We start from the raw sequence: 8,045 nt of genomic DNA on the forward strand, positions 1-8,045 counted from the left end.
TACCCGCCTTGCGCTCCACCCGCGACGTGATCCCATGAGCCACGACATACGACTGGTACAGCTTGCAGAACCGGTCATAACCCATCGCCGGAACACCATCCGACAGGCAGGAATCCCGGTACTCGGCGTGCAGCAGACGCAACGTCACGCCCACCCTGGCCAGTTCGCGGTGAACCGCCGGCCAATCCGGCTGCCGATACGCGCTTTCATGCTCGTTCCTGCCGGGAAACAGCAGCGCGTACACCTCGTCATCACTCTTCGCCGAGACGTCATCGAAGACGATCCCGGCATCAGCGGCAGTCTTGATCACCATGGCGACGCTGTCACGCGAAACACCCAGCGACCGGGCGATCATTCTGCCCGACAATGACTGTGCATGCAGGCGCAACACCTGCTTCGCCTTGATTTTCCGTACCATGATAGGTAACTCCTTTCACCACACGTCCCTCGCATGGTGAAAGGAGCCTAACCATCCCCGGCCTTCAACGACAATACCCACGGCCTTGAAAAACAATAACCACATAAACCCCGCAATGGCCCTGAACCGCAATAACACCGGCCCTCAAAAACTCAAATACTCAACAGTCATTGTTACCGGTTTGGTACTGGCCTTGAGCGTCGGAATGGCAGAATGGCGAGGCGTGTCGAAATATGGTCAGAACAATTTGTTACCGCTCTTTCTCCGTACCGTGCCGCCCTCCTCCGAACAGGTGGTTGAAGAGAGCGGCAACAGTCCCCTACTCATTGGGTTGCGGCTCGTGTTCGAGCACGAGTTTCATCGTGCTGTCGTCCATCAGCCACGCATACAAGTCGCGGTCCAGGATCATCGCCAGATCAAAGCACGCCTGCACCGCGTCCGCCAACGTGATGCGCCGGTTCTCGCCGGGAAGCGGGATGCCGTTGACGAGCGGCTCATGGTGAGCGACCCGGTTACGCAAAGCGTGCATGGTCTTGACGATGCCCAGCGCATAGCGTCTCATCCACCGTTCTCCCACCGCACGGACATATCGGCGTCCATCAGAGAACGTCTTGTCAGGTCCCTTGCGCCACAGATCACTCTCATAAGTGGTCCGGGTGTTGATCCTGCCGGATGCCGGTCTGTTCAGGTTGACTTGATCCATGAGCAGGAACAAGTAATGTCATCACTGGATATCTTTATCCTCATCCTTATCAAATCTATGAGTTTTTCTCAATATCCATAAAACATACGCAATACAAATAACACATAATATAACGGCGGTTATTACGGTACCCCTCAACGAGTCATTGACGGAAAAAATGCTCAAAGAATTAATTACCTCATGTGTAACAATACAAGGCAAAAGACTTTTTCCTTTATAAAATATAATCGTAAACAAAAAGCCAATCGCTGTTGCATAGCAAATCTGCAAGAGCGTTGGTATCAAATCTTTGCCGTTCAGTAAGTTTACAATATGCCCTATGCCGAATGTGATACTTGAAATGAAAACCGCAAGTTTTATATCATCTCGGCACATGGCTTTGAAAAGAAACCCGCGAAAGATAATTTCTTCAATAAACCCGACGCAAATCATACTTACAATAAATAGGACAGTTTCCGCAATGGAAGCACTCATCGCAACGCCGTTCCATAGAGACACGCTTGCGATCAAGACCAGTGGAATAAAGTACAGATATTGTTTCAAATCCCCTTTGAATGAACACAATCCGTATTGTTCCCAAAGGTTATACTTTTTTATAAAACCTAAAATAAGCAAGGCAAAAATAATGGCTACAGGGGCGGTTATTATTTTTAATATACCAAGAGAAGTCGAAAGACCGTCCGATAAACTAAATAAAACAGCATAGGAAATAATCCATACCAAAGAAAAATTCAATTCATTTTTCTTATATAAACGATACATTAAACTATCCTCTCACTGCCTTGATCGTTCCGTCAAATATCAAACTTAAATCGGATAAAACCATCTGCTCGTCATACTCCATAGCGTTGTTCGCGAACATACTGGCATATCCATGTGCAATTAAGAATAATGATCGAAAAATAATTTTTGCCTGCTCCGCATTGACCGCCGCCTCTTGGCTAAGGATAGCTATAATAGGCTGCAATTCCTCTGCATTTACCAATTCAGAAATATGCTTGCCCGAAAATTCATTGGATTGGAACAGAAAGCAAAACAGATTTTTTTCCTTTACTGCAAACCGAATGTAATTCAAGCCAATATCCTTCATTGGATTATTGCTGTAAGTATTCATAATATAAGCGGAATGGTATTCATCCGTTTTTTCATATACCGCTCTTTTCAATTCCTTTATCGTTTTGAAATGATACATAACAGGCTGAGTGGAGCATTTTAATTCTTCTGATATAGATCGAGCATTAACAGCTCCGATACCGGCGTCTCTAGTTATCCCAAAGGCGGCATCTATAATCATTTCTCTTGTAACTTTTGCCCTCGGCGGCATTTACCACACCCCTTATCATAATCATTGTTATATAACATGAATTATAATAAATAATAAGACGATTTGTCAATAGCCTTCAAAGAGAAAGAGCACCTCTTTGCCTTCGGTAGGCAACAGGTAAAAAGTTTTTGAAAAAACTCGGGTTAAGTAAAGAAGCGTATGTTCTGGAGCCGGGATTGGGTGCTCTTCGCGTTAGCGAGCAGCCTCGGAGCAAACAAAGAAGCCCTACATCCCAAGCGGGAGTAAGGCTTTCTGGTCGGGCTGACAGGATTTGAACCTGCGACATTCTGCTCCCAAAGCAGACGCGCTACCAAACTGCGCTACAGCCCGATGCCGTTTGCGCGGCGCAAGGCCGACCGCAAAACAACAATCGTCAACTATACCAGACCGTCGGACTAAACGCGCAAAAACGTGCACGGATGCTCCATATCCGCGCGGCGCAGCCCGCCCCGCGACGCTATTACAATGAACATGCAGCATGTGCGTAAGAGGGAGGATCACCGATGGGACGGCATCAGCGGGCGGAGACGTTGGGATTGGTGTCGTTCCTGATTTGCGCGGTCGTCGCGTTCTTCGGTATGAAGCTGTATCTTGACCTCGCGTCGGCCATCTGGCAGGTCACGCAACGACGGTTCACGGCCGCAGCGGCCATCATCGCGGCGTGCGGCGTGATCTCGTTCGCGGTCGGCTACGCGAGCAACTCGCGTTCGTTCACGCTCAAGAACGGCTGGTGGGTGCCGATCCGCCGCGTGTTCGAAATCCTCGCACTGTCGGTCGTCTACGCGTCAACGGTGTTCCTGTCGTCGTTCGCCTTGTTCAGCGTGGTGAACACGGTGATGGGCATGCATCTGCTCGCCGGCTACATGCCGGCCGCATGCGCCGGGTTCGCCGGCGTGACCGGATACATGACGTTCGTGCAGGCCGAGCTTATGAACGCGAAGACGCTCGCCTCGCTGCTGCCGTTCTTCGTGATCTCCGGCGTGAGCACCGCGGGCCTCACCACCGACGACCCGTACTGGTACCACAACAACTTCTCGCAGCTCGGCGACCGCACCACGTTCGCGGCGACCATGTTCAACGCGACGCTCATCCTCGCCGGCACGTGCATCATCATCGTCAGCTACTTCGCCGTGTCCGAGCTGATCACCACGCAGCGGCTCGAACGGCTGTGGCACGAGCGCTACGGCGACGAGGTCGAGCCGGAGGTCCGCCACTTCAAGGTGCGCACGGCGATCCTGTCGCTGCTGCTGACCGTTTCCGGTCTCGCGTTCATCGGCATCGGCGTGTTCCGCTACACGCCGCACTACATCATGCACAACGTGTGCGCGAAGGGACTGCCGTTGGTTATGGGCGTGCTGCTGCTCGCCCTGCCGTGGCTGGCGCCGCGCATGCCGAAGGCGATGTACGCGATCTCCGACCTCGCGATCGCGGTGTGCGCCGGATTCGGCATCTACATGCTGCGCGGCTACGACACGCTCACCAATCTCGAGGCGCTGGCGTGCGCGTTCTTCCTCGGCTGGTTCATCGTGTTTTCGCGTCAGATCGCGGCGATCGAGGCGGATCGCGTGCAGATGCAGCTGGTCCGGTTCCAGACGAACCGCATCGACGAGGCGAACGCGGCCGCGGCCAACGCGACGGCGGGTGCCGTCGTGCCTACCGCCGCGGCCGGCGCGAACGTCGCCGCGGCAGACACGCTCGCCGACGACAGGTCAGAACAGCCTGCCGACATGATCGAATCGCGCCTCGCGTCCGACCGCTGACGTCGGCGGATCGGACGACGGCTTGCCGGATCATGAGACGTCGGCGAACCGATCATTCGGGCAGCGGGCGAACGGATTGCTTGGCCCAGCGCACAACGCAGCCATATGAATCGAACACGAATCGAACACGAATCGAACACGAATCGAACACGAATCGGCCCGGCGTCCGTCAATGAGACGAAGCGCCGGGCCGATCGATCAGTCACCGTTCCGCAGCGGAAGCCGGGAACCGGAATCCCGATCCCCCGCTCAGAACAGCTGCTCCGGGTTCGGGTTCTTCGCGCTCTTGAGCAGCATGAAGCTGCGCGACTGCGCGGTGATCACGAATCCGGCTTCGTAGCTCAGCTCCGGGCCCTTCGGATTGTGCGTGTCGATGATGAGCTGCCACTTGCGGCCGTACTTCTCGTCGGGCAGCGTGAACATGATCGGCTCGTAATGCGCGTTGAAGATCATGATGAAGTCGTTGTCGACGAGCTGCTTGCCGTAGTAGTCCATTTCCGGGATGTTCGAACCGTTGAGGAAGATCATCACCGTGAACGCATGCGTGTTCGCCCAGTCGTCCATATCCATGATGGAGCCGGTGTGGTCGAACCATTCGACCTGCGGCAGGCTGTCCGGGCTCTCCCCCGGCTCTCGCCCGGAGAAGAAGCGGCGCCGGTGCAGCACCGGGTGTTCGAGACGCAGGTGGATGAGCTTGGAGACGAACTCGAGCAGATCCTTCTGCGACTCGTTGAGATCCCAGTTGGTCCACGAGATCTCGTTGTCCTGACAGTACGCGTTGTTGTTGCCCTGCTGGGTGCGGGCCACCTCGTCGCCGCCGCAGATCATCGGAATGCCCTGGCTGAGCAGCAGCGTGGCGAACATGTTGCGCATCTGGCGTTCGCGCAGGTCGAGCACGTCGGGAATCGTGGTCGGGCCCTCGACGCCGCAGTTCCACGAACGGTTGTTGGACTCGCCGTCGCGGTTGCCCTCGCCGTTCGCGTCGTTATGCTTCTCGTTGTAGCTGACCAGATCGTTCATGGTGAAGCCGTCGTGCGCGGTGATGAAGTTCACCGACGCGACCGGTCGGCGGCCATTCATCTGGTACAGGTCGGAGCTGCCCATGAGACGCGACGCGAATTCGGGCAACGTGGACGGCTGCGAGCGCCAGAAGTCGCGCACGCAGTCGCGGTAGCGGCCGTTCCATTCGGACCAGCTGGACGGGAAGCCGCCGACCTGATAGCCGCCGGAGCCGAGATCCCACGGTTCGGCGATGAGCTTGACGCGGCTGATGATCGGATCCTGCTCGACGATGTCGAAGAACGCGGACAGCTTGTCGACTTCCTGGAACTGGCGGGCGAGCGTGGCGGCCAGATCGAATCGGAAGCCGTCGACGTGCATTTCGGACACCCAGTAGCGCAGCGAGTCGGTGATGAGCCGCAGCGCGTGCGGCGAGCGCATGAGCAGCGAATTGCCGGTGCCGGTGGTGTCGAAGTAGTGGCGCGGGTCGTTGTCGACGAGACGGTAGTACGACTGGTTGTCGATGCCCTTGAAGCTCAGGGTGGGGCCCATGTGGTTGCCTTCGGCGGTGTGGTTGTACACCACGTCGAGGATGACCTCGATGCCGGCCTGATGGTAGGCCTTGACCATGGATTTGAACTCGTTGACCTGCTGTCCGCGTTCGCCGGAGCTGGAGTAGGCGTTGTGCGGCGCGAAGAAGCCGATGGTGTTGTAGCCCCAGTAGTTCGACAGGCCCTTTTCCTGCAGGAACGTGTCGTTGACGAACTGGTGGATCGGCATGAGTTCGATGGCGGTGACGCCGAGCTTCTTCAGGTATTCGATGACGCTCGGATAGGCGAGGCCGGCGTACGTGCCGCGGATGTCCGGCGGGACGTTTTTGTTGAGGTTGGTCATGCCGCGCACATGCGCCTCGTAGATGACGGAGTCGTGATACGGGATGCGCGGATGCTGGTCGTTGCTCCAGTCGAAGTAGGGGTTGACGACCACGGATTTCATGATGTGCGCGGCCGAGTCGAGGTCGTTGCGTCGGTTCACGTCCTCCGGGCTGGAGAAGTAGTACGAGAACAGGCTTTCGTCGCCGTCAATGTTGCCTTCGATGGCTTTGGCGTACGGGTCGAGCAGCAGCTTGTTCGGATTGCATCTCAGGCCCCGGTTGGGGTCGTACGGACCGTAGACGCGATACCCGTAGCGTTGACCCGGCTGAATGCCGGCGATGTAGTTGTGCCACACGTACGAGTTCTGTTCGGTCATTTCGATGCGTGTCTCGTTGTCGTCGTCATCGAACAGGCACAACTCGACTTTGTCGGCAACTTGGGAGAACAGTGCGAAATTCACGCCGGCGCCGTCGTAACTGGCACCAAGCGGATACATCAAACCTGGTCTGATCTGCATAACCCCAGTATCTCACGACAATATGAATGTTGACGACGTGTCAGTCGAACACTTTGTGGCGTTTTGCATTGCGGGCGTGTCAACGGCGCGTGTCGGAAGCACGGTTCATCCTTTGTTTGGCGAGTATTCGCCGAATGCGCTCATGCTGGATGGCGATGATCGAATTGGATGCGGTGACCGGCAGTGCAAGCAGCTCGTCCCAACCGACCCATGCGGAGTCGACGTGTTCGTCGGCGTCGAGATGCCGTTCCACGAGCTTGAAGCGTTTCAGGTGCAGCACCATGATGTGCGCGAGCTCGTCGGCCATGCCTTCGGACGAGTAGTAGTCGCCCACGTGTTCGATGGTCACGTCGCCGGGTTCGGCGGGCACGATGCCGGTTTCCTCGGCGAGTTCGCGCAATGCGGCCGTTTCGGGGTCTTCGCCCGGGTCCATGAGCCCGGCGGGGATGCCATAGGCGAACCGGTCGGAGCCGACGCGGTATTCGCGCTCGACGACGTACCGGTCGCGCACCTCATCGTGCACGAGCATGACGACGCAAGGCGCGTGGCGCAGCACCTGCCGGCGGATGTCAACTTCGCCGCCGTCGCGCCGCTTCAGCGCGATGGTCATGTCCTCGACGGAGAAGATCGCGCCGCGGTATACGGTTTCACGAGAACGCACCTCGACAGGTGCGTCCATGTCGATGATGTCATGCATATCTTGGTATCCCCCTTGTCTTGTCCGTGTGCGGCATGCGTGTTCCGATCGCGTACGTCGCACATCGCATGTCTCATTGCACGCCGTTACAGCCCCGGCGCGACCATGTCAAGTTACAGTCGCAGCGTCCACGGATCCGTGTTGATGCGCATCCATTCGACGTCGGGCCGTTCCCCCGTCGTCCGTTCGATGGCCGCGGGCACGTCTTCGAGCGCGTATCGGAACCACAATGCTTCGATGGCCGAATGCGGCGTGTTGATGAGCAGCGGACGGATACGCACGTCGCCGAGCCCGACGCGAATGCCCCGCGCGCGCAGGCCGGCCTCGTGCCGGGCCTGTTCGATCGCGTCGGTGGCAGGATGGTGGCGCAGATCGCTGGTCACATACACGTCCGCGCCACTGGCGCGCACCTCGTCGAACAGCGAGTCGCCGGAACCGGGCAATACGGCCACGGTTTCGACCGTCTGATCGAGCGGGCCGCTCGCCGTGACGCCGAGTTCGGTGTGCGGCAGCGCGTCGGCGACACGTCGGGCGAACGCTTCGAACGTCATCGGCTCTTCCAGTCGTCCGACACGGCCCAAGCCGACCTCATGCCCGGCTGCGGCGGCCTCGTCATCGCGGATCGGCACGAGCGGGTGCTGGTCGACGAGTCCGAACGCGTCGGCCGCGGCCTGTCCGACGCCACGGTACGCCGAGTCGGCGTTCGTATGGCCGACCCACAGCGCGCAGCCGGACTCGTATAGCCGGCGTAC

The 8,045-nt window shown here is 57.4% G+C and carries 7 protein-coding genes, 1 tRNA gene and 1 pseudogene; 1 reads left to right on the plus strand and 8 read right to left on the minus strand.

The genetic code is table 11. The annotated features are described in order from the left end of the window. From BBIA_RS12810 to BBIA_RS12830, 5 genes and pseudogenes are all read right to left on the minus strand, one after another. Window positions 1–418 (minus strand): annotated as a pseudogene (locus BBIA_RS12810) (helix-turn-helix domain-containing protein); the annotation flags it as partial. Window positions 419–737: 319 nt separating this feature from the next. Further along, a complete protein-coding gene (locus tag BBIA_RS12815; protein WP_238548528.1) occupies window positions 738–980 on the minus strand; it encodes a hypothetical protein in 243 nt (80 codons plus the stop codon). Window positions 981–1,142: 162 nt separating this feature from the next. Further along, on the minus strand, window positions 1,143–1,883 hold the full coding sequence (locus tag BBIA_RS12820) for a CPBP family intramembrane glutamic endopeptidase (protein WP_033495978.1): 741 nt from the start codon (window positions 1,881–1,883) through the stop codon (window positions 1,143–1,145). Between the two features lie 4 nt (window positions 1,884–1,887). After that, a complete protein-coding gene (locus BBIA_RS12825) occupies window positions 1,888–2,445 on the minus strand; it encodes a TetR/AcrR family transcriptional regulator (RefSeq protein WP_033495980.1) in 558 nt (185 codons plus the stop codon). A gap of 253 nt (window positions 2,446–2,698) precedes the next feature. Beyond that, window positions 2,699–2,775, minus strand: a tRNA-Pro gene (locus BBIA_RS12830). 173 nt (window positions 2,776–2,948) lie between these two features. On the opposite strand from BBIA_RS12830, the gene BBIA_RS12835 reads away from it, so the two are divergent. Then, window positions 2,949–4,205, plus strand: coding sequence for an ABC transporter permease (locus BBIA_RS12835; protein ID WP_081892427.1), 1,257 nt, complete (start codon window positions 2,949–2,951; stop codon window positions 4,203–4,205). Between the two features lie 249 nt (window positions 4,206–4,454). On the opposite strand, the gene glgX is transcribed toward BBIA_RS12835, so the two are convergent. The 3 genes from glgX to BBIA_RS12850 all read right to left on the minus strand — a co-directional run. Continuing rightward, complete coding sequence (glgX, locus tag BBIA_RS12840) at window positions 4,455–6,596, minus strand: glycogen debranching protein GlgX (protein ID WP_152600645.1); 2,142 nt, start codon at window positions 6,594–6,596, stop codon at window positions 4,455–4,457. A gap of 79 nt (window positions 6,597–6,675) precedes the next feature. Then, on the minus strand, window positions 6,676–7,293 hold the full coding sequence (locus tag BBIA_RS12845; protein ID WP_051924090.1) for an NUDIX hydrolase: 618 nt from the start codon (window positions 7,291–7,293) through the stop codon (window positions 6,676–6,678). Window positions 7,294–7,406: 113 nt separating this feature from the next. Next, window positions 7,407–8,045 (minus strand): Nif3-like dinuclear metal center hexameric protein (locus BBIA_RS12850; protein WP_035138527.1); only part of this gene is annotated, 639 nt, incomplete at its 5' end.

This window comes from Bifidobacterium biavatii DSM 23969 (assembly GCF_000741165.1).
Taxonomy (GTDB): domain Bacteria; phylum Actinomycetota; class Actinomycetes; order Actinomycetales; family Bifidobacteriaceae; genus Bifidobacterium; species Bifidobacterium biavatii.